Consider the following 26405-nt stretch of genomic DNA (forward strand, 5'->3'; position numbering starts at 1 on the left):
GAAGGTAAATAATATGGATATGCAAAATATTATTTTATGGCGTAGGTTCTTTTCTGGACTCGCTTATACCGCAATGCAGAGCGTATTTTTTATTTATCTGACAAAATATAAAGGGTTTGATACAACACAGATTGCCAGTGCATTCTCGTTATTGGTGTTTGCCAGCCAAGCTTTCTCCTTATTTGCCGGCTCATGGGGAGATCGCTTCGGGCGAATGCCGATAATGTTGTTCGGATGCTTGCTCGATTCGTTAGCTTATATATTGTTACTTACCACTGATCATTATGCTCTACTCTTGCTGGCAACATTCTGCTTTGGTTTAGGTAGCACACTGTTTAGTACTAATGCCAGAGCATTTTTACTCTCCTCTGCCGAGGATAATTATGCGTCTAAAACCAAAGCGCAAGGAAAGTTTCTCAAAATCTCCAGTATGGCGTCTATGGTTGCACCATTAGTTTCCATTCCTTTTATTCATTATCAAAAAGCGGAATGGTTGATTTGGTGTAGCTGTGCAATTGAAGTCACGATGTTACTTTTTATGTGGCGGACAATGCCGAGAAGAAAATGCAACTTCCGTTTTACCCCTTTCCGCTTCGCACAATTTAAAGAAGTGATTAACAAGCGGTTTATTTTCGTGCATTTATTGCTATTTATTCCGCTCGGTATGGGCTCGGCATTTTATGTGATTTTCCCTTACATTTTTACCGAGCTGTTGGATCAGCAAGAATTAGTGCCGATTGCATTTTTTATCAATAATCTGATCGCAGTGCTGCTGCAAGCACAGTTCTCTCGCAAGGTAAATTTCGGCGTAGTGAAACTGAATTATATCGCACCGCTGCTTATCGCATTACTGATTGTGCCATGGTTTTATGCGCTGGAATATATTTCAGAAGTGACTGCTTTTTTATACCTGATTATCTTTTCGCTAGTCAGTTTATTTGCCAATACCGCATTAGCGAATATGTTGGTTAAACTGGATAAAGGTGAAAACCAAGGATTAATGTTCGGTTTATCTAAGCTCATTTTGGCAATTACGACTGCCGGGGTAATGAATATACTGCCTTATATATTCCTCGTGTAACAAGCGGTCGTTTTTGGGTAAAAATTTGCAAAACTTTGGCGAAATTAGACCGCTTGTAAAAAGTGCTAAAAAGCAAAAAGGCTTAACTTACATCGCATAAAAGCATTAAGTTAAGCCTTTTTAATTGAATTTGGCGGAAGTGAATGGGAGTCGAACCCACCCAAGAACGCTGGCGTCCTCAACAGGATTTGAAGTCCTGTCGCCTCACCGGAGACGACTCACTTCCATGGAAAAAGTAGCGGTATTCTACTTTATTTATTAAAATTGTTCAAAATCCTCCTATTCTTTTTTGATTATGCAAGCATTATTTCGACTCATTCCCTCAATGGATAAATTGATAAAAAGCCCGCAAGGTACTGATTTAATTCATCAATTTGGGCATCACGCCTTCGTCACACAGGCGAGATCCTTTATTGAAGAAGCACGACAGCAAATTGTCAAAAACCAAATGTTGCCAGCTTTTCTACAAGACGAGTCTGCGCTGTTTGCGCTGATTGAAGCGAATTTACAAGCTATGCGCCAGCCGCAAATCAAAAAAGTATTCAATCTGACCGGTACGGTGCTGCATACCAATTTAGGCAGAGGATTATGGTCGGAATCTGCTATTACTGCGGCAACCGATGCAATGCGTCATAACGTTGCCTTAGAATTCGATATTGAGCAAGGTCAGCGTTCCCATCGAGATAATGCTGTTTCCGCCTTAATTTCACAACTCACCGGTGCTGAAGCCGCTTGCGTTGTGAATAATAATGCGGCAGCGGTGTTACTCATGCTCGCTACATTTGCCCAGGGCAAAGAAGTGATTGTATCACGGGGAGAATTGGTGGAAATCGGCGGTGCATTCCGCATTCCGGATATTATGCAACAAGCCGGGTGCAAACTAGTGGAAGTCGGTACGACTAACCGTACTCATTTAAGAGATTATCGCAATGCGATTACTGAAAATACCGCCTTGTTAATGAAAGTACACACCAGTAACTATCAGATTCAAGGATTCACAAGCAGCGTCTCCGAAGAAGAATTAGTCGAACTGGGTAAAGCATTTAATTTACCGGTTATCAGTGATTTAGGCAGCGGCTCATTAACCGATATGACGCTGCTTCACTTACCTGCAGAGCCGATGGTGCAACAAAAAGTGGCTGCCGGCGTTGATTTAGTGTCGTTTTCCGGTGATAAGTTACTGGGCGGCCCTCAAGCCGGTATTATTGTCGGCAAACAAGCTCAAATCGCCGCATTACAAGCGCACCCGCTCAAACGCGTGCTACGTTGCGATAAAGTGATCTTATCGGCACTGGAAGCCACATTGCGCCACTATTTATTTCCAGAAAAATTAGCGGATGAATTACCTACGTTACATTTGCTCACGCAGCCGCTTTATGTATTAAAAGTTAAGGCGGAACAATTAAAACAAGCGCTAAGTAAGTATTTGACCTCGAATTTTAACGTGCAAATTGAGGAGAGTGTCGCCCAAATCGGCAGCGGCGCACTTCCGACCGAAACCTTACCTTCAATCGCTCTCACGATTAGCGCCGATAAACAAAGCGACTTATTAGCATTAGAGCAACGCTTTAAAGCCTTTAGTTGCCCAATTATTGGGCGTTTTGCACAGCAGAAGTTTTGGTTAGATTTGAGATCGGTTACGCAGTTTGAGCAATTAATTACCATGTTGGAGAAAGAATGATTATTGTCACGGCAGGCCATGTCGATCATGGCAAAAGTGCCCTTTTGCATGCTATCACCGGCACTCACACCGCCCATTTACCGGAAGAAAAAAAGCGTGGCTTAACCATTGATTTAGGCTACGCTTATTTGCCGATACACACAGATTCAAACCAAACCGATACGCTTGGTTTTATTGACGTGCCGGGTCACCAAAAATTTTTATCGAATATGTTGGCAGGATTAGGCGGTGTAGAACATGCTCTGTTAGTCGTTTCGGCGGAAGAAGGGATTAAACCGCAAACGCTTGAACATTTTGAAATTCTTAACTTGCTGAATTTCAAGCATATTATGGTGGTATTAACCAAAGCGGATAAGGTTGAACCGGCGCAAATTGATCTGCTTATTTCGCAGATCAAGCAACAATTACCTTCGCTCAATAGCGCACCTTTTTTTGTGACTTCTTGTATAACAGGTGCCGGCATTGCCGAATTAAAAGCATATTTAATTGCGCAAAACCGACAAGTGACGAATAACCAGCCGTTTCGTTATGTTATCGACCGTGTGTTCCACATTAAAGGCGCCGGGCAGGTAGTGACCGGTACGGCAGTTGCCGGTAAAGTTGTTGTTGGTGATGAAATCTATTTGTCCGATGGAACAAAAGTACGAGTTAAAGCGATTCACGCACAAAATCATCCGTCAGAATCTGGCGTTGCCGGACAGCGTTTAGCGCTGAACCTCGCTAATGTGGATAAACAAAAAATCGCCCGAGGTCACTGTCTCACTGAGTTAGCACCAACATTTGCAACCGACCGTATTACGGTAAAACTGAGCGCTGCACAGCCATTAAAAGAAACGTCAGTGGTGCATATTTACCATTTTGCCTCGCATATCACTGGCAAATTAAGCTTACTCAATGCGAAACAAGCGGTCAAAAATACCGAATATTTTGCAGAAGTACTATTAGATGAGCCGTTACACATTGCATTCAATGATAAACTGATTATACGTAATGGTGATGACAGCCAAACCGTTGCCGGCGCACAGGTATTAGAAATTCACTCACCGAAACGCCATAAACGTAGCGAAGCTCGTTTAGCTTATTTAACCGCTTTGGCACAAGCCGGTAATCATGCACAACGTATCGCGCTTTATCTGCAACACAATGTTCTTGCGCTGGAACGTTTATTATGGGACGAACAATTATTTGCGACAGAGATTGCCAGACTTGGTTTTGATACGAATGCCGAATGGCTTTATAGCTCGACTTTCAAACAAACAGCTCAACAAAAAGTGTTAACTAAACTAGCGGAATATCATTCGCTCCATCAAGATCAATTAGGCGTAGCGAAAGCCCGCCTACGTAGAATGGCATTATTGGAATTGCCTGAAAAGCTCGGATTGGCATTTATTGATGATCTGTTAACCACACAACTATTAGCCCAAACACGTGGCTGGTTGCATCTGCCCGATCATCGCATTGAGTTTAATCCGCAAGAATTGCAAATTTGGCAACAAATTCGACCGCTTTTCGAAGCAACCAACCAAGCATTATGGGTACGAGATATTGCAAATCAATTGGCAATTGATGAAACCGAAATGCGAAATTTATTATATAAAGCAGGGAAATTAGGCTATTTAATCCCTATTGTGAAAGACCGTTTCTTATTAAATGAACAAATTGAAGCCTTTGCGCAATTGATTCGAGACTTTATTCTCCAACACGGCGAAATCTCGGTAAATCAACTACGAGACGAACTTCAATACGGACGCAAGCTCACCGTACAATTAATTGAATATTTTGACCGCTCCGGCTTTTTACGCCGTAAAGGCAATGTACATTTATTAAGAGACCACGACATTTTTTAATATGAAAAACAAAAAACAAAATACACGTGCGATTGCCGCACAAATTATCTTACAAGTTTTAGAGCAGGGGAAATCACTTTCCAGCCTACTGCCGGAAGCACAAACCCAACTTGATCCGAAAGATGTTCCCTTAGTGCAAGAAATCACGTTTGGGATTTGTCGTGTATTACCACGTTTGGAACTAGTGATTAAACAGTTAGTCGCAAAGCCGCTTAAAGGCAAAACTCGCTTAGTCCACTGCTTATTACTGGTAGGGCTATATCAATTACTCTATATGCGAGTGCCTGCACACGCTGCGGTAGATGAAGTGGTTAACGCTACTAAAGTGCTAAAACTGGATAGCTTCAGAGCGCTAACCAACGGGGTATTGCGTCGCTTCTTACGTGAACAAGCACAGATTTTAGCAGTTGCCGATAAACATTGGCAGACGCTACATCCGGACTGGTTTGTGAATCGCATCAAAAAAGTGTACCCGCACTGGCGCGAGATTGTGGAAGCGAATAATCAGCGCCCACCAATGTGGATTCGAGCAAATCAGCAACATATTAAAGCACAAGACTATGCGGTATTACTCGGTGAATTAGTTGTAAAAAATTCTGAAAATTCGACCGCTTGTGTGCCGGATTGCGCCATTTTGCTTGAGAATCCGGTACCGGTGGCTAAACTTATGCATTTCGAGCAAGGTTGGGCGACCGTGCAAGATGCGCATGCACAATGGTCTGCCGAATTACTCGGTGCAAAAAACGGCGAATTAGTGCTGGACGCTTGTGCCGCACCCGGTGGCAAAACCACCCATATTTTAGAAAAAGCACCGCAAGCACAAGTGATTGCATTAGACATTGAAGAAAACCGTCTCAAACGTGTGCGAGAAAACTTAGCACGTTTAGGGCAAACCGCTAAGGTAATTTGCGGAGATGCTTCAAAGCCGCAAGAATGGCTTGAACCGGATGTGATGTTTGATCGTATCCTACTAGATGCGCCTTGCTCGGCAACCGGTGTAATTCGCCGCCACCCGGATATTAAATGGCTGCGTAAAGAACAAGATATTGCCGAACTTGCCGAATTGCAAAGCAAAATCCTACATGCATTATGGCAAAGGCTCAAACCAAACGGCGTTTTATTATATGCAACCTGCTCTATTCTGCCTGAAGAAAACGAACAACAAATCAACCGCTTTGTCGCCCAGCAAACGGATGCCAAACTGGTAGAAATGGATTTTAACGGTGAAAAAACAGCAATGAAGCAATTCTTCCCTCAGGAAAAAGGCGGAGACGGGTTCTTCTATGCAAAGTTGGTAAAAACTGAATGAAAATAATTATTTTAGGAGCCGGTCAAGTCGGCTCCACTCTCGCAGAAAATCTGGTAAGTGAAGATAACGACATTACCTTAATCGATGACGATCAGGGGCGTTTAAACACGTTACAAGATAAACACGATTTACAAGTATTAAAGGGGAACGGTGCATCGCCGCAAGTATTACGAGATGCGGGTGCCAGTGATGCAGACTTAATTGTCGCAGTAACCGAAAGCGATGAAACCAATATGATTGCGTGCCAAATCGCTCATACATTGTTTCATATTCCAACCAAAATCGCCCGTATTCGTAATTCCGATTACGTACGAGAAAAGGAAAAGCTCTTTACCGATAGTGCGTTGCCAATCGATCATATTATTGCGCCGGAAGTATTGGTAAAAAAAGAAATTCTGCGCCTAATTGATTATCCGGGTGCGTTGCAAGTGGCACATTTTGCCAATGAGCTTGTCAGCCTCGTCAGTGTGAAAGCTTATTATGGTGGCCCGTTAGTCGGCTACCCGATTTCGGCATTACGTGACCATTTGCCTTATATCGAAGCACGTATTGTCTCGATTTTCCGCCAAGACCGTGCCATCATTCCGCAAGGCTCAACCATTATCGAAGCCGGCGATGAAGTATTCTTTATCTGCGCAACCCATAATATCAAAGCGGTTATGAGTGAGTTACAACGCTTGGACAGACCGCATAAGCGAGTGATGATTGTCGGTGGCGGCAGTATTGGTACCGGTCTGGCAAAAGATCTCGAAGAACAATGCAGCGTTAAAATGATTGAACGAGATCCTCGTAAGGCGGAGAAGCTTGCTGAAAAATTAGAAAAAGCGTTAGTGTTGTGCGGTGATGCATCCGACCAAGAGTTACTGTTTGAAGAACATATCGAAAATATTGATTTATTCCTCGCACTCACCAGCGATGATGAAGCCAATATTATGTCGGCGTTATTAGCAAAACGACTTGGTGCGAAAAAAGCGATTGTTCTGGTACAGAAAATGGCTTACTTACACTTAATTCAAGGCGGAACCATTGATATTGCTCTATCACCTAAACAGGCAACCATTTCCGCCCTCTCCAGCCATGTTCGCAAAGGTGATATTGTGCAGGTCGCTTCATTAAAACAAGGGCAGGCGGAATGTATCGAAGCCATTGCGCATGGTGATGCGGAATCGTCTAAAGTTGTCGGACGTACCGTACGAGAATTGAAACTGCCGCAAGGTGCGATTGTCGGCGCTATTGTGCGAAATGAAGAAATTATCATCGCCCATAAATCAACCCAAATTGAAGAAAACGACAGAGTGATTGTATTTGTGAACGACAAGAAACAAGTCAGCGAGATTGAAAAACTCTTCCAATTAAGCACTTTCTTCTTATAAATTGTAATAAATAAAAGCCATAGTGAAAAATCGTTACTATGGCTATTTTTTTAGCTAATTCGGTAAATTCTGATCCATATCACAAAATAATAAAAAAAGTAGAACGGAATGTTTTGAGCCGGTTTCTTTCTTCTTTTGCCAGTGCTACTATCCTACCTAGAAATTATTAGATACCCAAATTAAACATTTACATTATCCACAGGAGAACACAAATGGAATATCGTATTGAGAAAGATACAATGGGCAAAGTTCAAGTACCTGCTAATCGTTATTGGGCGGCGCAAACCGAGCGCTCTCGTAATAACTTCAAAATTGGCCCGGAAGCATCGATGCCCGCTGAAATCATCGAAGCGTTCGCTTACTTGAAAAAAGCCGCAGCCTTTGCAAATACCGATTTAGGCGTGCTTCCTGCTGAAAAACGTGACCTAATTGCAACCGCTTGCGATGAAATTCTTGATCATAAACTAGACGGCGAATTCCCATTAGTGATTTGGCAAACCGGTTCAGGTACACAGTCAAATATGAACCTCAATGAAGTTATCGCTAACCGTGCCCACGTAATTAATGGCGGCAAATTAGGTGAAAAATCAATTATTCATCCGAATGATGATGTAAACAAATCACAATCTTCAAACGATACCTACCCGACAGCAATGCACATTGCGGCATACAAAAAAGTGGTAGAACACACCTTACCTTGTGTAAAACGCTTACAAAAAACCTTTGCAGAAAAAGCGGAAGCATTCAAAGACGTGGTAAAAATCGGTCGTACTCACTTAATGGACGCAACGCCGTTAACATTAGGTCAAGAGTTCTCTGCATACGCGGCACAATTGGCATTCGGTATTAAAGCGTTGGAAAATACTTTACCGCACTTATCTGAATTAGCATTAGGCGGTACAGCGGTAGGTACCGGTTTAAATACACCGAAAGGTTATGATGTAACAGTAGCGAACTATATCGCTAAGTTCACCGGTTTACCGTTTATCACTGCGCAAAATAAATTCGAAGCGCTTGCAACACACGATGCAATCGTAGAAACCCACGGTGCATTAAAACAAATTGCAGTATCACTTTATAAAATTGCTAACGACATTCGTTTACTTGCTTCAGGCCCTCGTTCAGGTATCGGTGAAATCTTAATTCCTGAAAATGAGCCGGGTTCATCAATCATGCCGGGTAAAGTAAACCCAACACAGTGTGAAGCAATGACCATGGTTGCGGCACAAGTATTAGGTAACGATACAACCATTTCATTTGCTGGTACGCAAGGTCATTTCCAATTGAATGTATTCAAACCGGTTATGGCGGCAAACTTCTTACAATCAGCGCAATTATTAGGTGATGTTTGCGTATCATTCGACGAACACTGTGCAACCGGTATTGAGCCAAACTTCCCACGCATTAAGCAACAACTTGAGCAATCATTAATGTTGGTAACCGCATTAAACACACATATCGGTTATGAAAATGCAGCGAAAATTGCGAAAACCGCACACAAAAACGGCACAACCTTAAAAGAAGAAGCGATTAACTTAGGTTTAGTAACTGCTGAACAATTCGATGAATGGGTTCGTCCGGAAGATATGGTAGGCAGCTTAAAATAAGCTGTTAGCTGACAGATAAAAGAAGGGCTATCGTTTGATAGCCCTTTTTACTGTTTACAAGCGGTCTAATTTTCTGCTTTTTTTGCAAATAATCTGATAAAAATGACCGCTTATTTCTTCACGCCGGTAATACGGCACCACTCTTCTTTTTCTACTACCGGATCAAGATTGAAGTCCGGCGCATAGGCTTCGCAGACCGATTCCGCTTGCGTTGCTAAAATACCGGATAAACCTAAATCACCTTGTGGTTTCACCAAAGTAATAATATTTGGTGCAAGCTCTTTCAACGGGCCGGCAAGAATATTCGCTACCACCACATCGGCTTGTAGATCTTGCGGTTGATCTTTCGCTAAGAATAACTGTAAACGATCCGCCACACCGTTTGCTTCCGCATTATTGGTAGAAGCTAAAATCGCCTGCGGGTCGATATCAATCCCGATCGCTTGCTTTGCACCGAGTTTAAGTGCCGCAATCGCTAAAATACCTGAACCACAACCAAAATCGATCACCGTTTTACCAGCTAAATCTAAGCTATCCAACCATTGCAAACAAAGTGCGGTTGTCGGGTGCGTACCGGTACCGAAAGCAAGCCCTGGATCAAGCATCACGTTCACCGCATTCGGATCCGGTACTTCACGCCAACTTGGGCAAATCCATAAGCGTTTACCGAATTGCATCGGGTGGAAGTTATCCATCCATTCACGCTCCCAGTCTTTATCTTCGATTTGCTCGATCTTATGTGCAAAATCCGCTTCGACTAAACGGCTGGCAATTAATGCTTCAACAATCGCTTTCATATCGGTTTCCGCATCAAATAAACCCACTACATCCGTGTTACCCCATAAACGGGTTTCACCCGGTAACGGCTCAAAAATCGGTGTATCCTGACTGTCCATAAAAGTTACCGACACCGCCCCGATTTCTTCTAAAAAATCACTGATTTGCTCAGCCTGTTTATCCGTACTATTTAAACGAATTTGTACCCATGCCATATTATTTTTTCCTTGTTTTTATCCACTTTCCTCAAACGAAAACCGATAATTTGTAAAATATCAGTCAAAAATGACTGCTTGTTTAGAGTTTTAACATTAAAACCATCTCATCAATGGGTGAACATGAAAAACCATACTTTAAATAAAATTGTTTTGCTTGCGGGTTTAACGCATGAACAAGCAATGCTTTTACCCCGATTTGGTTCGCCACCGTCTTCGACTTTAAGACCGCATCTTTTAACATTGATACGCCTAACTGCTTACCCTGTGCTGAGCAATCGACCGCTAATCTACCTAAAATAATCACGGGAATCGGATCGGGCATATTACGTCTTAATGCGCCTGCAACAAACTGACGACTCACCGAACCGGCAGATAAACAATAAAATCCCATCACCTGTTTATTCTCATCACACACAACAAAAGTTTTACTGGCATTATTTTGCTGATTTTTCAATGCAGTACGTTGTAGCCATTGGTCTAGTACGACCTCACCGCATTGAAAATGTTGCACAATATGTTGCTCGGAAAGCAGTTCCGGTGCGTGCATTTTCTACTCCCACACCGCTTTGGTATTTAACAGTTTATCTAACCCCGGATTATCTGCTGTTGGTTGTTCTAGCAATCGGTTAAATTGCTCAAAAGTCTGCTCATTTAATTGGAAAACAGTGCGATCTAAAATCACATTTTGGGCAGCTTGGCATGCGGTTTCTAACATAAAGTCAGAACGTGTCTTACCTAAAATACTTGCCGCATAATCAATTAAATCACGCTGATCAGGCATCGCTCGTAAATTAATTGGCGCAGTTCTCATGCTTCCTCCACTTCCACAGATACACAATAGATATACATCTTAAAAGATTTAACGAAGTAAGGCAATCACAATCGCTTTAGTATAAAAAACAGCAAGATCGTTGAATCTTGCTGCCTTTATTTACCCTCGTCCACCAACCGTAATCTTATCTAACTTCACGGTCGGTTGGCCTACACCGACCGGTACGGATTGCCCTTCTTTACCGCAAGTGCCGATACCTGGGTCGAGCTCCATTTTCTTACCGACCATAGAAACCTGCTGCATAGCATCAATACCGCTGCCGATTAAGGTTGCACCGGTAACCGGTTTAGTGATTTTACCTTTTTCGATTAAATAAGCTTCTGCAGTTGAGAACACAAATTTACCCGAAGTAATATCCACCTGACCGCCGCTGAAATGCGGTGCGTAAATACCGTAATCAACTGATTCAATCATTTCTTCAAAGCTGTGCGAGCCTTCTGTGAGATAGGTATTGGTCATACGGGGCATTGGTAAGTGTGCATACGACTCACGGCGGCCATTGCCAGTTGGAGCAACTCCCATTAAACGGGCGTTAAGTTTATCTTGGATATAGCCTTTTAAAATCCCGTTTTCAATCAATACGTTACGTTGCGAAGGAACTCCCTCGTCATCCACCGTAATCGAACCTCGAACATCCGGTACCGTACCGTCATCAATGATCGTACAAAGTGGCGAAGTTACTAGTTCGCCAATTTTGCCGGTAAATAGCGAAGATTCTTTACGGTTAAAATCGCCCTCTAAACCGTGCCCAACCGCTTCATGTAATAAAATACCTGGCCAACCCGCACCCAATACAATCGGCATCGTGCCGGCTGGTGCCGGCATTGCGCCTAAATTGACTAATGCCATACGTACCGCTTCTTTCGCCAGATAAACCGCTCGAGTGTCACCGGTCATTTCCCCGTTAACCACTTGCGGTTCAAAGAACCAGTTTAAGCCGAAACGTCCACCGGCACCGGCAGAACCTCGCTCACGTTTACCATTTTCTTCTACCAATACCGAAACCGATAAACGTACCAACGGGCGAATATCCGCCGCAAGCGTGCCGTCTGTTGCCGCTACCAACATTTCTTCATAGACCGCTGAAAGCCCCGCATTGACTTGAATCACACGAGGGTCTTCCGCACGTGCAACTTTATCGACTAAATGGAGTAGCTCAACTTTTTGCTCACGGCTTAACGTATCTAACGGATTGACCGACGCATAACGTTTGATCGCATTCGTTTGTTTGAAACTTTTTACCGATAATTGACCGCTTGCATTAGTAATCGAGCGAGCTGCGGTCGCACATTGTTCAAGCTGGCTCAAGCCGATTTGGTCTGCATACGCAAAGCCGGTTTTCTCGCCCGATACTGCACGCACACCGAAACCACGGTCAATATAAAAACCGCCCTCTTTGATAATCGAATCTTCTAACGACCAACTCTCGTCTTGGCTTAATTGAAAATAGAGATCCGCATAATCAATTTGGCGATTCGCAAAATGATCAAGCACTTTACTCAAGTGCGATAACTCAAGCCCACTTGGCGCAAGCAAGCTTTCTGAAACTTGATTTAACATTGTTTTTCTCTTCTTAATAAAATTCTTTAAATTTTAACATATTAAAACCGGCTCTCACTGCTCTTTTTCAAAAACAGTCGCTGAATAATGATAGAATGAGGAAAATGACCGACACAGATAAGGCGCAATATGTTACTGGATACACTTCAAACACAGTTTAGGCACTATTTCCCGACTCAGCGGGATTTTGTGCTTGGCTTAAGCGGTGGTATTGATTCGATTGTGTTATTGCACCTGTTAGCCGAATTACAGCTCAACCTAAGAGCGGTACATATTCACCATGGGCTTAGCCCGAATGCCGACAGTTGGGCAGCTTTTTGTGAACAAGTTTGCAAGCGGTTAAAAATCCCATTTATTTTGCAAAAAGTTACGGTGGATCGCAGTGAAGGTATCGAAGCCGGCGCCAGAGCGGCACGTTATCAGGCAATCGGTGAAATCATTCTGCCTAACGAAGTGTTAGTGACCGCTCATCATCTTGATGATCAAGCGGAAACCTTCCTGCTTGCCCTAAAACGTGGCAGTGGAACCAAAGGGCTATCGGCGATGCAAGCGGTCGGATTTTGGCAAAATTTTACCATTTTTAGACCGCTTCTTAATGTGAGCAAAACGCAAATCGAACAATATGCACACCAAAAACAATTCACTTGGATTGAGGACGAAAGTAATCACGACAGCCATTACGATCGCAACTTTTTACGCAATGAGGTGTTACCGATCGTGAATCAACGTTGGCAGCATTTCAGTCAAATGGTGGCTCGTTCTGCACAGCATTGTGCCGAACAACAAATGCTATTGGAAGAATTGCTTGCTCAAGAATTACAACGCTATGCGGATTTTTCGGAAAAGCGTTTAAATATCGAAGCGTTTCCACAATTTTCTTTGGCAAAACAGCAACAATTGATACGTTTATGGCTGGAAAAATGTGGCGCACAAATGCCAAGTACGGCACAGCTGATGCAAGTGATTCAGCAAACAATTTATGCGGATGCCGATAAAAACCCACAGCTTAAATTAGCCGATTTTTGGCTACGCCGTTATCAACATCATCTCTATTTAACCGGTGAATTGCTTGAACCGGATGATTTTTGCCAGCCGCTCTTTGCCCAACAATCGTTAACGCTACCGGACGGAATCGGTGAGCTACAACATTTAGGCGAAAGCATTATTTACAAAAAATCAGGTAAAATTGACCGCTTGTTATTACCGGAAGCGTTAGTAAATGCTCCGTTGCAAATAAAGTTGGCGCATCAAGGTAAAGTCAAACAGTATGGCAAGCCAATGCGAGAAGAAATGAAAAAATGCTACCAACAAGCGCAAGTGCCGGTCTGGTTACGTAAACGCACACCACTTATTTTTTGGGATGATCAGTTAATTTTTGTTTGTGCCTAGCGTCGGCCACACAAAAAAGCCCACGTTTTGCTGCGTGGGCTTTTTGTCGATAAGCGGTCATTTTGGCTAAATTTTTTGCAAATTCTACCGCTTGTGAAGATTACGCTAAAACCGCTAATGCCGCTTCGTAATTCGGTTCAGTTTTAATTTCTGCCACTAATTCGCTATGTAATACACGATTATTTTCATCTAATACAATCACCGAACGTGATGTTAAACCGGCTAATGGTGAGTTTTGAATATCGACACCAAGTTGTTGATGTACTGCTTTATGACGGAAGGTTGAAAGCGTTTGTACATTTTCAATGCCCTCTGCACCACAAAAACGCGCTTGTGCAAAAGGTAAATCTGCAGAAATACATAAAACGACCGTATTTGTTAAATCCGCTGCTTTTTGGTTAAACATACGTACTGAGGTTGCGCATATACCGGTATCAATACTTGGGAAAATATTTAACACTTTGCGTTTACCGGCAAAATCTGTCAAAGAAACATTCTCTAAACTATTATTCACTAATGTAAAATTTTCAACGGTTTCGCCCGCTTGTGGAAAGTTACCCTCTACATCAATCGGGTTACCCATTAATGTTACCTTGCTCATATCAAACTCCTATCATTGGTTAAAAGCCAACCTAATATAGCGACTTTTAATTACCGTTTAAACCTTTTAATAAAATAAGTAAATTTTGTTATACTGCTTGCAATTAAATGTTGATTTTTTGAAGGGCTTACTATGCTAAAACTCGCTCGTATTCTTGCGGTCGCCGTGACTGCGATTCTTATTTCTATCATTGGTACAGTGTACGCTTTTATTCGTTTCCGTCACCCTAGCACGGTCGGCATCGTAGCTAGAATGTATGCCTCAATGCACAAACTGGTCGGCTTGAAAGTGATTTATCGTCCACGTCCGGAATTTTCTCAACCGGCAATCTATATCGCTAACCATCAAAATAACTACGATATGCTTACCATTGCCGGTATTGTGCCGCCTCGCACCGTTACGATCGGTAAAAAAAGCCTGATTTGGATTCCTTTTTTCGGTTTGGTGTATTGGGCGACTGGCAATATTTTTATTAATCGAGAAAAACGTAGTAGCGCAATTAGCACGATGAATAAAGTGGGTGAAATTATTCGTGAGCGTCAAATTTCTATTTGGATGTTCCCGGAAGGCACTCGTAGCCGAGGCCGTGGCTTATTACCTTTCAAGACCGGCGCATTTCATACTGCAATCGCAGCAGGCGTACCGATTGTGCCAATTGTGTGTTCTTCGCTACATAATAAGGTTGATCTCAATCGTTGGGATAATGGCACGGTCATCTGCGAAAGCTTAGAGCCGATTGATACGAGCGGTTACAACCGTGACAATATCAAAGAATTGATTGAAAAATGCCATAGCATTATGGCAGCCAAAATTGCTGACTTAGATGCTGAAATTGCAGCGTTAGATGCCAAGAAATAAGCACATAATGAAACAAAATCTGACTCGAAGACAACTACTGAAACGCTCCGCATTAGCCGGAGCGATGCTTTCTGCACCCAACACACTTTTTGCCGCAGAACGCCAGCCATTACGCATTCCACCGATTATTGAAGTGGGACGAGGTCGCCCTGTTCGTTTGGATTTACGTCCGGCACAAACACAATTTAATAAAGGAAAATTGGTGGATGTTTGGGGCGTTAATGGGCAATACCTTGCGCCGACCGTCCGAGTAAAATCGGATAATTTCGTCAAATTAACTTATGTGAATAATCTACCACAGCCGGTATCCATCAATATTCAGGGGCTATTAGCACCGACTGAAATGATTGGTTCGGCACACCGTAAATTAGCGCCGAAAAGCAGTTGGTCACCGATTCTTTCCGTCCATCAACCCGCTTGTACCTGCTGGTATCACGCTGACACTATGCTAAATTCTGCGTTTCAGCTGTATAGAGGTTTAGCCGGACTTTGGATCATTGAAGATACCAATAGCAAAACGGCATCGCTACCCAATAAATACGGGGTGAACGATATTCCGCTAGTCTTGCAAGACCAGCATATTAATAAAGACGGCATTCAGCTGCTCGATTTAAATCAGAAGCAATTCTTTGGCAAACGTTTATTTGTTAACGGACAAGAATCGGCTTATCACAACGTGGCACGAGGCTGGGTACGTTTACGTATTGTTAATGCGTCTTTATCACGAGCTTATGAGCTACGTTTAGATAATGATAAACCTTTACACGTGATTGCCACCGGCATGGGAATGCTTGCCGAGCCGGTAGAAATGCCTAGCGTCACGCTTGCTCCTTCCGCTCGTATTGAAGTGTTAGTCGACCTCAATGACGGCAAAATCGTCTCACTAATAAGCGGTCAAAAACGGGATATTTTTTACAAAGCGAAAAGCCTATTCGCCGATAATAACGATTTAGTGGACAATGTCATTTTAGAATTGCGCCCCGAAGGTATGGCATCGGTATTCACCACCAAACCTTCATTACCGGTTTTCGATTTAGATTCGTTCCAACTGAAAATCACTCAGGAACGCCGTATCGCATTACGCCCGTTAGATCGTTTAATCAACCAACAGCGGTTTGATCCTAAACGTATTGATTTTACGGTTAAACAAGGCAGTGTGGAACGCTGGTACATTACCAGCAACGAAGCGGTCGGTTTTACCCTACAAGGTGCAAAATTTATTGTCGAAACCAGAGATCGTAAACGTGAACCGCATAAACAACTAGCGTGGCAAGATACCGTATGGGTAGAAAAAGACCAAGAAGTCACCTTGCTGGTTCGCTTTGACCATCTCGCTTCCGCCCAGTTACCGTTCACCTTTGGCGTTTCTGACTTTATGTTAAGAGACCGAGGAGCGATGGGACAATTTATCGTTGAGGAATAAGCGGTCGGATCTGTTACGAAAATTGCAAATTTTTTGCAAAAAAACACCGCTTTTCTGCCTATTTTCCTTCTATCACTGATAGAATAGATAGAATTTTCTGCAAAACAGGATTGAAAGAATGAGCCAAGAATATTTAGATTTTGAATTACCGATTGCCGAGCTTGAAGCTAAGATTGAATCGCTTCGTGCTGTGAGCGCGCAAGACGGTAAAATTGATTTAGATGATGAAATTAAACGCCTACAAAAGAAAAGCGAAGAGCTGACGAAGAAAACCTTTGCGAACTTAGATGCATGGCAAGTATCACGTATGGCACGCCACCCGAATCGTCCATATACTTTAGATTATATCGAACATATTTTCACCGAATTTGACGAATTAGCCGGTGACCGTGCTTTTGCTGACGACAAAGCAATTGTCGGTGGTATTGCTCGTTTAGAAGGTCGTCCGGTCATGGTTATTGGTCATCAAAAAGGCCGCACAACCAAAGAAAAAGTAAAACGTAACTTTGGTATGCCGGCACCTGAAGGCTACCGTAAAGCCTTACGTTTAATGGAAATGGCAGAGCGTTTTAATATGCCGATTATTACCTTTATCGACACACCGGGCGCATATCCTGGTATCGGTGCGGAAGAACGTGGTCAGGCGGAAGCTATCGCACGCAACCTACGTGAAATGGCGCAATTAAAAGTGCCGGTTATCTGTACGGTAATCGGTGAAGGCGGTTCAGGCGGTGCATTAGCGATCGGCGTAGGTGATAAAGTAAATATGTTGCAATATTCAACTTACTCGGTTATTTCACCGGAAGGTTGTGCTTCGATTCTGTGGAAAAGCGCAGAAAAAGCGTCAACCGCCGCAGAAGTTATGGGCTTAACCGCACAACGTTTAAAAGAGTTAAACTTAATTGACGGCATTGTTGCTGAGCCATTAGGTGGTGCACATCGTGATGTTGCCCAAATGGCACAAAACCTTAAAGAACGTATTTTAGCGGACTTAGCTGACCTTTCACCGTTAAGCACAGAAGATTTATTAGATCGTCGTTACCAACGCTTAATGAGCTACGGATACGTTTAAGCGAAAACAAGCGGTCGGATTTTGGCAAAATTTTGCGGAAATCTTACCGCTTTTTTATGCGCAAAAAAATAGACAATAAACTAAAAGTTAGAAATTTGAGTGAAGAATAAATTTGAAGAAATAAAAGGAAATAAATAAGAATGGTGCCGACTACCGGAATCGAACTGGTGACCTACTGATTACAAGTCAGTTGCTCTACCTACTGAGCTAAGTCGGCATACTTCGTTGGAAGAGCCGTTATTATAGGTATTTTTACTATACATGCAAGTTTATTTCGTCCAAATTATCCACAATTGAACATAAAAAAGGAATCAAAAGAATGAAAAATATCCTCTCTATTCAATCCCATGTTGTATACGGTTATGCAGGAAATAAATCCGCAACTTTCCCAATGCAATTACTCGGTGTGGATGTATGGGCATTGAATACGGTGCAATTTTCAAACCATACGCAATACGGTAAATGGAAAGGTATGGTGATTCCAAAAGAACAAATCGGCGAAATCGTACAAGGTATTGCTGAGATTGATGCACTTAAACATTGCGATGCAGTGTTATCCGGTTATATCGGTTCGGCAGAACAGGTGGAAGAGATTGTTAAAGCCTATCAAGCGGTTAAATTACAGAATAAAAATGCAATTTACCTGTGTGATCCGGTGATGGGCCATCCGGATAAAGGCTGTATCGTGGCGGACGGAGTCAAAGAAGGCTTAATTAATATCGCCATGGCGCACGCAGACATTATTACACCAAATTTGGTCGAGCTTCGAGAACTAAGCGGTTTAACCGTTGAAAACTTTGAGCAAGCGATCGAAGCGGTTAAAGTTATTTTAAGCAAAGGCCCGAAAAAAGTCTTAGTCAAACATTTAAGTAAAGTAGGCAAACAAGCGGATAAATTTGAGATGCTTTTTGCAACGGCTGAAGGTATTTGGCATATTAGCCGCCCACTCTATCAATTTGACAAAGAACCTGTTGGCGTAGGCGATTTAACTGCCGGACTCTTCTTAGCAAATTTATTGAATGGTAAGTCAGACTTAGAGGCATTCGAACACACGGCAAACGCAGTAAATGATGTGATGGAAATCACCGCAAATTCGGGTGTATATGAGTTACAAATTATTGCCGCAAGAGAACGCATTGTGAATCCAATTAGCACATGTAAAGCGGTTAAAATCGCCTAATATTGCCACAAAAAAGCCGACCAATCGTCGGCTTTTTTTATGAGGACAAACTACAATAATACACCTGTTCTTGGCTAACAAGCTGCATTTCTAACATCGCCTGAGCAAGCGCATACTGTTTTATGTAGCCATCGGAAAGCTGGCGTTCTTGCTCATCGGTTGAGGTCAAAAAGAATAATTTCGCTAACTTACTTTGCTCACTATTTACATGAATTGTGCTAGCAAAACCGCCGATTTTCTGCGGACTAAAGCCTAATAAGGTTAATATTTCAAACGGAATATTTTCCGGTAAAAATATCACATTAGGATAATACTCTCGTAATGCCTGATTAATTTCCGGACTATTCGGATGGCCTTTAAACACAAATAAATAAGGCTCGCCAATAAACAGTTGGCTATTGGGATCCAAATGTTCACGAATCAGTATCGCATGAATATTGGCTAAGCGCTGTTTATCTTCAAAGCTAATATTAAAAAATGTCGTACCGCTGAAAAAATAAACCGGTTGAGCAGTTAACTTTTGCATCAATGATTCTAATTCGGTATCAATCTTTAATATTTGCTTTAACCATAACAAATCTTCGCTCGATAAATATTGATATGCGGAAAGATTGAGTAATTGATAATGCCCTAATTCAGCCTTTAACGGTTGTAACTTTTCATCTAATAAAAAATGGTCAGAAAGCAAATAATAGTGCGTTTCAAGCACAGCATTCCAAACATAGCGAATCAAATCAATTTGTGAAAATGATCCTTCCCCATTCTCAAATAAAGAAACTAAAGAGGCTTTTGTTGCTGCTAAATCTTGTACCAATGAAGAAGATTTCTGTAACTGATACTGTTTCATCACCCCTTCCGAGCCGTCATCATATAAATGTAAAACGATCTTACTGATTTTTTCCTTATACTGTGTATAAGTCGGCGATAAATTCAGAAACATCTCAAAACTATGAAACAAATTTAAATGCAAATGTAATTCGAATTGTTTACCTTCTTGAGACAAAATCGTTTGTAATTGTTCAAGTAACGGCTCCACATTATGTTCAACATTACGAGAAAATTGAATGATGCCTTCATATTGTTCGATAAGCGTTTGTGGCATTTCAAAACGTGCTAATGAAAATAGACGTAATCTTTGATCATCATGCTTGTGTTTAAGAAAATGCAAAAAGTAACTTAAACTGGGAATGGTTGCAAAATCAATATAGATATCGACTGCCTGTAGTTGGGGGGTTCTTTCCATAACTTTTTATTTTAAACAATAATTTAATCAGGCAATCTAGCTATAGCGAGGTCAAATTATTTATAGATTATTTGTGAATCGGAGAACAAATACTTCTATGTTCTGCTTATTTGCATAAAGCGCGCTGAATTATACTCTGTGATTCAAATAGATACAAAACAAAAAAGGCGTGTCTTTCGACACGCCTTCTCTAGCATTTCGCTCTCAAATATTAAGTCTAATACCTAATTATTTGATGATTTTCGCTACAACACCTGCACCTACTGTACGGCCACCTTCACGAATCGCAAAACGTAAACCTTCGTCCATCGCGATTGGGTGAATTAAGCTAACAGTCATTTTGATGTTGTCGCCTGGCATTACCATCTCTACGCCTTCAGGTAATTCGATTGTACCTGTTACGTCTGTTGTACGGAAGTAGAACTGTGGACGGTAACCTTTGAAGAATGGAGTATGACGACCACCTTCTTCTTTTGATAATACGTAAACTTCTGATTCGAAGTCTGTGTGTGGTGTGATTGTACCTGGTTTCGCTAATACTTGACCACGTTCGATTTCTTCACGTTTTGTACCACGTAATAATGCACCAACGTTTTCACCCGCACGACCTTCGTCTAATAATTTACGGAACATCTCAACACCAGTTACTGTTGTTTTTGTAGTTTCTTTGATACCTACGATTTCAACTTCTTCACCTGATTTGATGATACCGCGCTCTACACGACCTGTTACTACTGTACCACGACCTGAGATTGAGAATACGTCTTCGATTGGTAATAAGAATGGTTTATCAATCGCACGCTCTGGCTCTGGAATGTATGTATCTAAGTGGTTCGCTAACTCAAGAATTTTTTCTTCCCACTCTGCTACGCCGTTTAACGCTTGTAACGCTGAACCACGTACGATTGGTGTATCATCACCTGGGAAGTCGTATTGAGAAAGAAGTTCACGAACTTCCATTTCTACTAATTCTAATAACTCTTCGTCATCTACCATGTCGCATTTGTTTAAGAATACGATGATGTATGGTACACCTACTTGGCGACCTAATAAGATGTGCTCACGAGTTTGTGGCATTGGACCGTCTGTCGCTGCTACTACTAAGATTGCACCGTCCATTTGCGCCGCACCAGTAATCATGTTTTTAACATAGTCCGCGTGTCCCGGGCAGTCTACGTGTGCGTAGTGACGTGTTTCTGTATCGTACTCAACGTGTGAAGTGTTGATGGTGATACCACGCGCTTTTTCTTCCGGCGCGTTATCGATTTGGTCGAATGCACGAGCTGCACCACCGAAGTGTTTCGCTAATACAGTTGTGATCGCTGCTGTTAAAGTTGTTTTACCATGGTCAACGTGGCCGATTGTACCCACGTTAACGTGCGGTTTTGTACGTTCAAATTTTTCTTTAGACATTTTTAAAAGCCTCTTAAACAAACACGGTTACAAATGGTACATAACCACATTAACCAAATGTAGAAATTGTTACTAAGATTTAAAACACTGAAAAGAAGATTTTAGAAGAGTAGTGGTGCTGATAGGCGGATTTGAACCGCCGACCTCACCCTTACCAAGGGTGCGCTCTACCAACTGAGCTATATCAGCGCTTGGAGCGGGCAGCGGGAATCGAACCCGCATCATTAGCTTGGAAGGCTAAGGTAATAGCCATTATACGATGCCCGCTGTTCTAAATTCGTCTGTCCGATGTCATATGCGATTCAATTAAGTAAGAAATGGTGGAGGGAGAAGGATTCGAACCTTCGAAGGCTGAGCCAACAGATTTACAGTCTGCCCCCTTTGGCCGCTCGGGAATCCCTCCACGATAATTGAATACTTAATCACGATTTGCAATAATGGTGCCGACTACCGGAATCGAACTGGTGACCTACTGATTACAAGTCAGTTGCTCTACCTACTGAGCTAAGTCGGCGTTGCGTTGTCGTAAGCAAGTGAGGTGCATTATAGGGAAATTTTGAAACTGTGCAAGCATTTTTTCAAAAAAAATTGAAAAACCTGTTTTTTCGCTTGTTTAATACGCAAAACGTCTGTTTTTTGTATGTTTTACGTGATTTTAACGAGATAAAACGCCCTATTTTTAGATTTATATTGTATATTTGTGACTGCGCATTCCATTGGAAATGCAATCTGCACTACCTGAAAACTAGAGAATTTGGCTATGAGCCTGCAAAAATCAAACAAAATTACTCCTTTTTTAACTTTTGATCGCCAAAAATGGGCTGAATTGCGTAAATCAGTGCCATTAAAACTCACAGAACAAGATTTGAAACCGCTACTCGGCTTTAATGAAGATCTTTCATTAGAAGAAGTGAGTACGATTTATTTACCTTTGGCACGTTTGATCAACTATTACATTGAAGAAAACCTTAAGCGTCAGACCGTATTACACCGTTTTTTAGGTGTTGCGGCACCAAAAGTCCCTTACATTATTAGTATTGCCGGCAGTGTTTCCGTTGGTAAAAGTACTTCAGCACGTATTTTACAAGCCTTGCTTTCGCAATGGCCGGAAGAACGTAAAGTCGATTTAATTACCACGGACGGTTTTCTATATCCGTTAAAAACGTTGGAAGAAAAAAACCTATTAAAGAAAAAAGGTTTTCCGGAATCATACGACATTCATCGTTTAATCGGCTTTGTATCAGACATCAAGTCAGGTAAGCGCCATGTGCAGGCACCGATTTACTCGCATTTAACTTACGACATTATTCCGGACCAATATAATGTGGTTGATCAACCGGATATTGTGATCTTAGAAGGATTGAATGTGTTACAAAGCGGTATGAACTACCCTTCCAGCCCGCATAACGTCTTTGTGTCGGATTTTGTCGATTTTTCCATTTATGTCGATGCGGATGAAGATTTGCTAAAAGAATGGTATGTACATCGTTTCTTAAAATTCCGCCGTAGTGCGTTTTCTGATCCGAATGCTTACTTCCACCATTATTCTAAACTTTCAGAGCAAGAAGCCATTCAAACCGCTTCTACCATTTGGGACGAAATTAACGGCTTAAATCTGAAACAGAATATCTTACCGAGTCGTGAACGTGCGAATTTAATTTTGGTAAAAGGTGAAGATCACGCCATTCAAACCGTTAAGTTGAGAAAATAACAGACAGGCGCTAGAGATAGTGCCTTTTTTATAGGTAAAATTTAGCAAAAATTTAACCGCTTAGATAAAACGCAAAATACAGCGAATTAGTAGGCGATTAATACACAAATTTTTGTTAAGCTAACGTTCTATTTGCAAAATTTTAAACAAAACAGACCGCTTGTTATGAATAAGAAACTTTTACTTCCTCTCATCATTTTTTTAGCTTTAACCGTTACCTTTATGGTACAGCTTTCCCGTAATGCTCAAGGCGATGATCCGAAAAAGCTCGAATCCGCATTAGTGGGTAAAACCATTCCAAATTTCCAATTAGAGTCCGTTTTAGATGAGAAACAGCTACTTGATCAAAATGTCGTAAAAACAGGCAAACCTCGTTTATTAACCGTTTGGGCGACCTGGTGTCCAACCTGCTATGCCGAACACGAATACTTAACCCTACTGGCAAAACAAGGTGTGGAAATTGTCGGTGTGGACTACAAAGACGAACGCTCAAAAGCAATGAAATTCCTAGCGAATTATGGCAATCCTTACAAAGCGAATATTTATGACCCGAAAGGTTCTCTCGGCTTAGACCTCGGCGTATATGGTGCACCGGAAACTTTTATTATTGACGGTAAAGGCGTTATCCACTACCGCCACGCCGGTGATGTAAATGATCAAGTATGGAATGAAGTATTAAAGCCGATTTATGAAAAACTTAAGCAACAATAATATGAAAAAACTCCTCCCAATTTTTTTAATGGCAAGTGCCATAGCGACTGCCGCGCCGGTTGAATTCAACCAATTCGATAATCCGCAGCAAGAGTCGGATTACCGTGCATTAATTCAAGAATTACGTTGTCCGCAATGTCAAAACAATAATATTGCCGATTCAAATGCAACGATTGCGACCGATATGCGTGCCAAAACGTTGGAATTGTTGAAACAAGGCAAAAATAAAGATGAAGTCGTGGATTATATGATTGAGCGCTATGGCAATTTTGTCACTTATAATCCACCGATAACACCGGCTACCGTATTACTTTGGGCATTACCCATCGCATTACTGTTATTCGGTTTTGCGTTGATTTGGAGACGCAAATCGAAGCAAAAACAAGCGGTCGAATTTAACCCAAATTCTGCAGATTCAACGCTTGATCAAGCACGTTTAAAACAAATTCTTAACGAGAAGGACAACTAATGAACTTTTGGATTATTGTAGTGGCAATGACCGTGGTTATCTGCTTAATTGCGTTTTATCCTTTGCTTACCAAGCAAACCAAACGCCAAAGCTTAAAACGAGATAACTTGAATAAAGCTTTTTACTTTGACCGCTTAAAAGAAGTTGAACGTGAGGCGAATGAAGGGATAATTGACGACCCTGAAAAAACTAAATTAGAGCTTCAACAAAGTTTATTAGACGATATTCCCGAACAAGCGGAAGCAGTACCGACTAAACAAAGTCATATCGGTAAAATTTGGTTTGCAGTGTTACTGATCGCAGTTGGGATTATCAGTACCAGTGCTTATGTCAGCGTTGGTTCATGGCAAGCCGGTACCATGATTGATATGACCCATAAAAAATTAGAATATTTTTATGAGCGTATCAAAGATGAAGACACTAATCCGTTGTCTGAGCAAGAGTTAAACCAATTTGCCATGGCGTTACGTGTCGAATTACAAAATAAACCAAATGACGCCAAAGGTTGGTTTATGTTAGGTCAAATCGGCATGGCGAAAGATGACGGTCAATTGGCGCTAGAGAGCTATGAAAAAGCGAGCAAATTAGACCCGAAAAATCTGCAATATAAAGGCAGTTATGCACAGATACTGATGTTCTCGCAAGATCAGGCGGATAAAGCCAAAGGTAAAGAAGTGCTAAAAGAAATTTTACGCCAAGATCACACCAATTTAGATGCACTGAGCCTACTCGCTTTCAGTTCTTTTGAAGAAGAAGACTACAAAATGGCGGCAATGACTTGGGGTATGATGTTAAAACTGATTCCTGAAGGCGAGCCACGCCGTGCTACGGTTGAAAAAAGTATCAATATGGCAATGTCGATGCTGAAAGAACAAGAAAGCAAACAACCGGCAAAAGCGGAAGAGAAAAAATAATCACGTTTTAGTGAATTTATAACTGATTTGGGCGGGTTTCATACCCGCCCTAAAATTGCAAAAGGATAAATAATGTTAAGTAAAGAGACATTAAAAATCGGTTTGGTTTCTGTTTCAGACCGTGCTTCTAGCGGTGTTTACCAAGACCAAGGCATTCCTGAATTACAAACGTGGTTGGAATCCGCATTGACTGCCCCGTTTGAAGTTGAAACACGTTTAATTCCGGACGAACAAGCTGTCATTGAGCAAACTCTAATTGAATTGGTGGATACACACCATTGCCATTTAGTATTAACCACCGGCGGTACCGGACCGGCAAAACGAGATGTTACGCCGGATGCGACCCTTGCGGTGGCACATCGTGAAATGCCGGGCTTTGGCGAGCAAATGCGTCAAGTGAGCCTACATTTCGTACCGACCGCAATTCTTTCTCGCCAAGTTGGTGTTATTCGTCACGACTCGCTGATTTTAAATTTACCGGGGCAGCCGAAAGCGATTAAAGAGACGCTAGAAGGCGTTAAAGACGTACAAGGTAACACGCTAGTACGAGGCATTTTTAGTGCCGTGCCGTACTGTCTGCAATTATTGAGCGAAATTTATATCGACACTCACCCTGAAATCTGCGAAAGTTTCCGTCCGAAATCAGCGAGAAGATAATCTTTAAAAACCACGGAACACATTCGTAACTCGGAGAACTAAACAAGCGGTTAAATTTACTGAGAATTTTACATTCCGAGTAATCTGCGTTTTTCGTGGTGATTTAAAATAGGAACTTATTATGAAAAAAATCGAAGCAATTATTAAACCATTCAAACTGGATGATGTGCGAGAAGCGTTAACCGATGCGGGTATTACCGGCATGACCGCCACCGAAGCGAAAGGCTTTGGTCGTCAAAAAGGTCACACCGAGCTTTATCGCGGTGCAGAATATGCGATTGATTTTCTGCCGAAAATTAAATTGGAAATCGTGGTAGCGGATGACCAAGTGGACGCTTGTATCGAAGCAATTATCGATACCGCACAAACAGGTAAGATCGGTGACGGCAAAATCTTTATCTATGATGTCGAGCGAGTGATTCGTATCCGTACCGGTGAAGAAAACGAAGACGCCCTTTAACCGTCTTTAGCGATATTAT

The 26405-nt window shown here is 41.9% G+C and carries 24 protein-coding genes and 6 tRNA genes; 17 read left to right on the plus strand and 13 right to left on the minus strand.

Annotated elements, in window-relative coordinates:
* The first annotated feature begins 13 nt into the window (after positions 1-13).
* Positions 14-1081, plus strand: coding sequence for an MFS transporter (locus ASU1_RS08820; RefSeq protein ID WP_039195458.1), 1068 nt, complete (start codon positions 14-16; stop codon positions 1079-1081).
* 131 nt (positions 1082-1212) lie between these two features.
* Here the strand turns inward: ASU1_RS08820 and ASU1_RS08825 are convergent.
* Positions 1213-1307 (minus strand) — tRNA-Sec (locus ASU1_RS08825).
* A 69-nt stretch (positions 1308-1376) separates the two neighbouring features.
* Between ASU1_RS08825 and selA the strand changes: the two genes are divergently transcribed.
* From selA to fumC, 5 genes are all read left to right on the plus strand, one after another.
* On the plus strand, positions 1377-2762 hold the full coding sequence (selA, locus tag ASU1_RS08830; protein WP_015674040.1) for an L-seryl-tRNA(Sec) selenium transferase: 1386 nt from the start codon (positions 1377-1379) through the stop codon (positions 2760-2762).
* Positions 2759-4609, plus strand: coding sequence for a selenocysteine-specific translation elongation factor (gene selB, locus ASU1_RS08835; RefSeq protein WP_015674041.1), 1851 nt, complete (start codon positions 2759-2761; stop codon positions 4607-4609). The genes selA and selB overlap by 4 nt, the downstream gene beginning before the upstream one ends.
* A gap of 1 nt (position 4610) precedes the next feature.
* Positions 4611-5918 (plus strand): 16S rRNA (cytosine(967)-C(5))-methyltransferase RsmB, encoded by a 1308-nt coding sequence (gene rsmB / locus ASU1_RS08840; protein ID WP_039195459.1) that lies wholly within the window; start codon positions 4611-4613, stop codon positions 5916-5918.
* Positions 5915-7291, plus strand: a complete 1377-nt coding sequence (gene trkA / locus ASU1_RS08845; protein ID WP_015674043.1) for a Trk system potassium transporter TrkA — start codon at positions 5915-5917, stop codon at positions 7289-7291. Before rsmB ends, trkA begins: the two co-directional genes overlap by 4 nt.
* A gap of 212 nt (positions 7292-7503) precedes the next feature.
* Positions 7504-8898 (plus strand): class II fumarate hydratase, encoded by a 1395-nt coding sequence (gene fumC / locus ASU1_RS08850; protein WP_015674044.1) that lies wholly within the window; start codon positions 7504-7506, stop codon positions 8896-8898.
* 110 nt (positions 8899-9008) lie between these two features.
* On the opposite strand, the gene prmA is transcribed toward fumC, so the two are convergent.
* The 4 genes from prmA to tldD all read right to left on the minus strand — a co-directional run bounded on the left by prmA (position 9009) and on the right by tldD (position 12285).
* On the minus strand, positions 9009-9890 hold the full coding sequence (prmA, locus tag ASU1_RS08855; protein WP_015674045.1) for a 50S ribosomal protein L11 methyltransferase: 882 nt from the start codon (positions 9888-9890) through the stop codon (positions 9009-9011).
* Between the two features lie 82 nt (positions 9891-9972).
* Positions 9973-10440, minus strand: a complete 468-nt coding sequence (locus ASU1_RS08860; protein WP_015674046.1) for a GNAT family N-acetyltransferase — start codon at positions 10438-10440, stop codon at positions 9973-9975.
* Between the two features lie 3 nt (positions 10441-10443).
* Positions 10444-10704, minus strand: a complete 261-nt coding sequence (locus ASU1_RS08865; RefSeq protein WP_015674047.1) for a type II toxin-antitoxin system TacA family antitoxin — start codon at positions 10702-10704, stop codon at positions 10444-10446.
* A gap of 120 nt (positions 10705-10824) precedes the next feature.
* A complete protein-coding gene (gene tldD / locus ASU1_RS08870) occupies positions 10825-12285 on the minus strand; it encodes a metalloprotease TldD (protein ID WP_015674048.1) in 1461 nt (486 codons plus the stop codon).
* Positions 12286-12414: 129 nt separating this feature from the next.
* Between tldD and tilS the strand changes: the two genes are divergently transcribed.
* On the plus strand, positions 12415-13674 hold the full coding sequence (gene tilS / locus ASU1_RS08875) for a tRNA lysidine(34) synthetase TilS (protein WP_015674049.1): 1260 nt from the start codon (positions 12415-12417) through the stop codon (positions 13672-13674).
* Positions 13675-13774: 100 nt separating this feature from the next.
* On the opposite strand, the gene tpx is transcribed toward tilS, so the two are convergent.
* Positions 13775-14275 (minus strand): thiol peroxidase, encoded by a 501-nt coding sequence (gene tpx / locus ASU1_RS08880; RefSeq protein WP_015674050.1) that lies wholly within the window; start codon positions 14273-14275, stop codon positions 13775-13777.
* A gap of 132 nt (positions 14276-14407) precedes the next feature.
* On the opposite strand from tpx, the gene ASU1_RS08885 reads away from it, so the two are divergent.
* The 3 genes from ASU1_RS08885 (at position 14408) to accA (ending at position 17628) form a co-directional block, all read left to right on the plus strand.
* Positions 14408-15133 carry a 1-acylglycerol-3-phosphate O-acyltransferase gene (locus ASU1_RS08885; RefSeq protein ID WP_015674051.1) on the plus strand — a complete coding sequence of 242 codons (726 nt, stop codon included), beginning with the start codon at positions 14408-14410 and terminating at the stop codon, positions 15131-15133.
* A 7-nt stretch (positions 15134-15140) separates the two neighbouring features.
* Positions 15141-16556: a multicopper oxidase domain-containing protein gene (locus ASU1_RS08890; RefSeq protein WP_015674052.1), complete on the plus strand. Its 1416-nt coding sequence runs from the start codon at positions 15141-15143 to the stop codon at positions 16554-16556.
* A gap of 118 nt (positions 16557-16674) precedes the next feature.
* Positions 16675-17628 (plus strand): acetyl-CoA carboxylase carboxyl transferase subunit alpha, encoded by a 954-nt coding sequence (gene accA / locus ASU1_RS08895; RefSeq protein ID WP_005625202.1) that lies wholly within the window; start codon positions 16675-16677, stop codon positions 17626-17628.
* A 141-nt stretch (positions 17629-17769) separates the two neighbouring features.
* Here accA and ASU1_RS08900 read toward each other — a convergent pair.
* A tRNA-Thr gene (locus ASU1_RS08900) sits at positions 17770-17845 on the minus strand.
* Between the two features lie 102 nt (positions 17846-17947).
* Between ASU1_RS08900 and pdxY the strand changes: the two genes are divergently transcribed.
* On the plus strand, positions 17948-18808 hold the full coding sequence (gene pdxY / locus ASU1_RS08905) for a pyridoxal kinase PdxY (protein WP_015674053.1): 861 nt from the start codon (positions 17948-17950) through the stop codon (positions 18806-18808).
* Positions 18809-18845: 37 nt separating this feature from the next.
* Here the strand turns inward: pdxY and ASU1_RS08910 are convergent, their stop codons facing one another.
* From ASU1_RS08910 to ASU1_RS08935, 6 genes are all read right to left on the minus strand, one after another.
* A complete protein-coding gene (locus ASU1_RS08910; RefSeq protein ID WP_015674054.1) occupies positions 18846-20051 on the minus strand; it encodes a hypothetical protein in 1206 nt (401 codons plus the stop codon).
* 228 nt (positions 20052-20279) lie between these two features.
* Positions 20280-21464, minus strand: coding sequence for an elongation factor Tu (gene tuf, locus ASU1_RS08915; RefSeq protein WP_015674055.1), 1185 nt, complete (start codon positions 21462-21464; stop codon positions 20280-20282).
* A 113-nt stretch (positions 21465-21577) separates the two neighbouring features.
* A tRNA-Thr gene (locus tag ASU1_RS08920) sits at positions 21578-21653 on the minus strand.
* 3 nt (positions 21654-21656) lie between these two features.
* Positions 21657-21731 (minus strand) — tRNA-Gly (locus tag ASU1_RS08925).
* Positions 21732-21782: 51 nt separating this feature from the next.
* Positions 21783-21867 (minus strand) — tRNA-Tyr (locus ASU1_RS08930).
* A 35-nt stretch (positions 21868-21902) separates the two neighbouring features.
* Positions 21903-21978 (minus strand) — tRNA-Thr (locus ASU1_RS08935).
* Between the two features lie 246 nt (positions 21979-22224).
* On the opposite strand from ASU1_RS08935, the gene coaA reads away from it, so the two are divergent.
* The 6 genes from coaA (at position 22225) to glnB (ending at position 26386) form a co-directional block, all read left to right on the plus strand.
* Positions 22225-23175, plus strand: coding sequence for a type I pantothenate kinase (gene coaA, locus ASU1_RS08940; RefSeq protein WP_015674056.1), 951 nt, complete (start codon positions 22225-22227; stop codon positions 23173-23175).
* Positions 23176-23340: 165 nt separating this feature from the next.
* Positions 23341-23886, plus strand: a complete 546-nt coding sequence (locus tag ASU1_RS08945; RefSeq protein WP_015674057.1) for a DsbE family thiol:disulfide interchange protein — start codon at positions 23341-23343, stop codon at positions 23884-23886.
* Positions 23864-24355 carry a cytochrome c-type biogenesis protein gene (locus tag ASU1_RS08950; RefSeq protein WP_015674058.1) on the plus strand — a complete coding sequence of 164 codons (492 nt, stop codon included), beginning with the start codon at positions 23864-23866 and terminating at the stop codon, positions 24353-24355. Before ASU1_RS08945 ends, ASU1_RS08950 begins: the two co-directional genes overlap by 23 nt.
* Positions 24355-25269: a c-type cytochrome biogenesis protein CcmI gene (gene ccmI, locus ASU1_RS08955; protein ID WP_015674059.1), complete on the plus strand. Its 915-nt coding sequence runs from the start codon at positions 24355-24357 to the stop codon at positions 25267-25269. The genes ASU1_RS08950 and ccmI overlap by 1 nt, the downstream gene beginning before the upstream one ends.
* Positions 25270-25341: 72 nt before the next feature.
* On the plus strand, positions 25342-25926 hold the full coding sequence (mog, locus tag ASU1_RS08960) for a molybdopterin adenylyltransferase (RefSeq protein WP_005621363.1): 585 nt from the start codon (positions 25342-25344) through the stop codon (positions 25924-25926).
* Between the two features lie 121 nt (positions 25927-26047).
* Positions 26048-26386 carry a nitrogen regulatory protein P-II gene (glnB, locus tag ASU1_RS08965; RefSeq protein ID WP_015674060.1) on the plus strand — a complete coding sequence of 113 codons (339 nt, stop codon included), beginning with the start codon at positions 26048-26050 and terminating at the stop codon, positions 26384-26386.
* The last annotated feature ends 19 nt before the right edge of the window (positions 26387-26405 follow it).

This window comes from Actinobacillus suis ATCC 33415, assembly GCF_000739435.1.
Lineage (GTDB): Bacteria > Pseudomonadota > Gammaproteobacteria > Enterobacterales > Pasteurellaceae > Actinobacillus > Actinobacillus suis.